Source organism: Methanobrevibacter sp., assembly GCF_045577275.1.
Classification (GTDB): domain Archaea; phylum Methanobacteriota; class Methanobacteria; order Methanobacteriales; family Methanobacteriaceae; genus Methanobrevibacter.
In genome coordinates this window covers 1-2,617 of record NZ_JAZNIB010000313.1, presented here as the reverse complement: position 1 = coordinate 2,617, position 2,617 = coordinate 1, and the positions used below count along the sequence as shown (strand labels likewise).

Sequence of the window (2,617 nt, the reverse complement as noted above, 5' to 3'; positions counted from 1 at the left end):
TAGCACTATTTTAACATCATTTACTAAATTTAATTTCATTAATTTTTTTACTTTAGCCACTTTTTTAACTTCATTTATAATTTTAATTTTTATAACTTTTTTATTAACTTAATTTTTTTATAGAAGATAATCATTTATACTATATCAAACAAATAATAAACTAATTTTAAAATAATATTTAGATGATAACTATGGACTATGATGTAATATATATTGGAAGTGGAAACGCAGCATGGCAAGGTGGCCGTTTCTTAAGAAAAGCAGGTCTTAAAATTTTAATTGTAGAAGAAAGCTTATACGGTGGAACCTGTGCTAACAGAGGATGCAACTCAAAAGCTATCCTTGATGCCCCATATGAAATCAAAGCATTGGCGGATAATTTTGAAGGATGTGGAAAATCCGGAGACTTCGATGTTGACTGGACAGCATTGATGGAATTGAAACGTAAGCGCATTGCTAATATGGCTCCTTTCCTTGATGGAAAATTCAAGGAATATGACCTTGATGTAGCTCATGGAAAAGGAACTATTGTTGATGAGCATACTGTTCAAGTTGGAGACAAGCAATATACAACTGAAAAAATAGTGATTTGTACCGGTTTGAAACCGGTTATTCCAGATGTTCCTGGAAAGGAATACCTGCATGACAGCACTGACTTTTTAGACATTGATGAGCTTCCAAAACATGCAATCATCATAGGAGCAGGTTTTGTAGGTATGGAATTCGCTTCAATACTTGCAGAAGCAGGCCTCAGTGCAGATGTGATCATAAGAGGAGATATGGCTTTAAAATACTTCCACCAACCATATGTCCAACATGTGATTGAAATACTAAAAGAAAAGAACATCAGATTCCATTTCAATGAAACCGTAACTGAAATAATCAAGGATGACAGTGTGATTATTGATAACCCTGAAGAAAGAGTCCTTAACCTTGAAAATGCATTGAACACTGATGAGATATTAAGAGATCCTGATGCTAAAATAGACAATAAGGCTTATGAAGATGGATTTACAGTTAATTGTGAAAGTGGATTAAGCTTAACAGGTGACTATGTTATTGCAGCTATGGGAAGAGAAGCTAATGTTGAAGACATCGGTCTTGAAAATGTTGGATTGGAATATACCAAAAGAGGAATAAAGGTTGATGAATACCTTAAAACTGAAGTTCCAAACATCTATGCATGCGGGGACGTTGCTGACAGTGGCATTGCAAAGCTTGTAACTGTAGCAATCCATCAATCAAAATACCTCGGTAAGGCATTGTTGGAGGAAAATCCTGAAAAAATAGATTATCCTGTTGTTCCTGCAGTTGCTTACACCATTCCGAGAATAGCTACCGTTGGGGTTCCCGCATTTGTAGCTGAAGAGATGGATGGATATGCAGTTCACAGAATCCAATATGGCAAATCCTATTCTTTAGAACTTAAAAACGATAGGACAGCTGAAGCAAAGGTAATTGTAGATAAGGATTTGCAGATTGTAGGTGCTGAAATAATTGCAGCAGATGCTGAAAATGTTGCAAACATGTTTACATTTATCATAAACCAAAAAATAAGTCTTGAAGAGCTTGATCATATGATTTATGCTTTCCCTTCAAGCAGTTCAGTATGTTTGTATAAATTGCACAACATACACTATGCATTTTAAACATAGATTTTTTCTATGTTTCTTTTTTTATTTTATAAGTTTTATTTTTATAATTTTTTATAAGGTCCAAAATTTTTCAGTTTTTCACTAGCTACTGAAGATGCAAAATCACCAGAATCTTTTAAACTTTTGTTATTTAATAATGCTGATATATATGCAGCCATATAAGTATCACCACATCCAGTAGCATCTACAATATTATCACATTTCTGTGCATTTATTTTAATACTTTCACCATCAACATCAATAATTCTTGAACCTTTACTTCCATTTGTGATAATTAAATTTGAACCCTCAATTTTTTCACGATTTATTATATCAAATTCATGCTCATCCATGAAAATTGCATCACTAATATCCAAAATGTAATTTAGATCATTTGATAGTTTTAATACTATCGAATTATCTTCATCCATAAATCTCAAAAATCCTTGAAGTGAAATATAGATTGGAACATCAAATGTTTTTAGAAAAATCAAAGTTTCAATTGGAAAGTCATTGCTGTTAAGTGGTGTCAATACAAATGCATCAATATTTTCACCATTGATTTCATTTTCATCAAAAATGTTTCTTAAATCATCGGCAAGTATAGGTATATCTGCAAAATTAGTTGATTGATGCCTAATGTCTAAGTTATCCTTATCAGGATATTCATTAATGAAATGATGGGTATCCTCTTTCAAAATGAGATTTACCTTTGATTCATCTGGAAATGCATTGATTAAGTCAGCATTTGAGGCATTTACAATAGCTAAATAATCATTGAAAAACTCTTCATAGACAAAACTTTGAAAAAAGCTTGCTCCTCCTACTTTAGAGCTTTCATCATTCCCAATGATAATCAAGTCCTCACATATAGGTCCAATTAAAACAAGTGTCATGATAATCAATCCATAATCTCTTTTTAAAAATATATAAACTTAGTGAAAAAATTTATTAATGTAGAAGATAATTAAATTAATTATTAA

The 2,617-nt window shown here is 31.8% G+C and carries 2 protein-coding genes; one reads left to right on the top strand and one right to left on the bottom strand.

Annotated features, from left to right (window positions below; genetic code table 11):
• Positions 1-191: 191 nt before the first annotated feature.
• On the top strand, positions 192-1,649 hold the full coding sequence (locus ACKI67_RS08940) for a dihydrolipoyl dehydrogenase family protein (protein ID WP_407463187.1): 1,458 nt from the start codon (positions 192-194) through the stop codon (positions 1,647-1,649).
• Positions 1,650-1,696: 47 nt separating this feature from the next.
• Here the strand turns inward: ACKI67_RS08940 and ACKI67_RS08935 are convergent, their stop codons facing one another.
• Positions 1,697-2,530 (bottom strand): PfkB family carbohydrate kinase, encoded by an 834-nt coding sequence (locus ACKI67_RS08935; RefSeq protein WP_407463186.1) that lies wholly within the window; start codon positions 2,528-2,530, stop codon positions 1,697-1,699.
• Positions 2,531-2,617 lie beyond the last annotated feature (87 nt).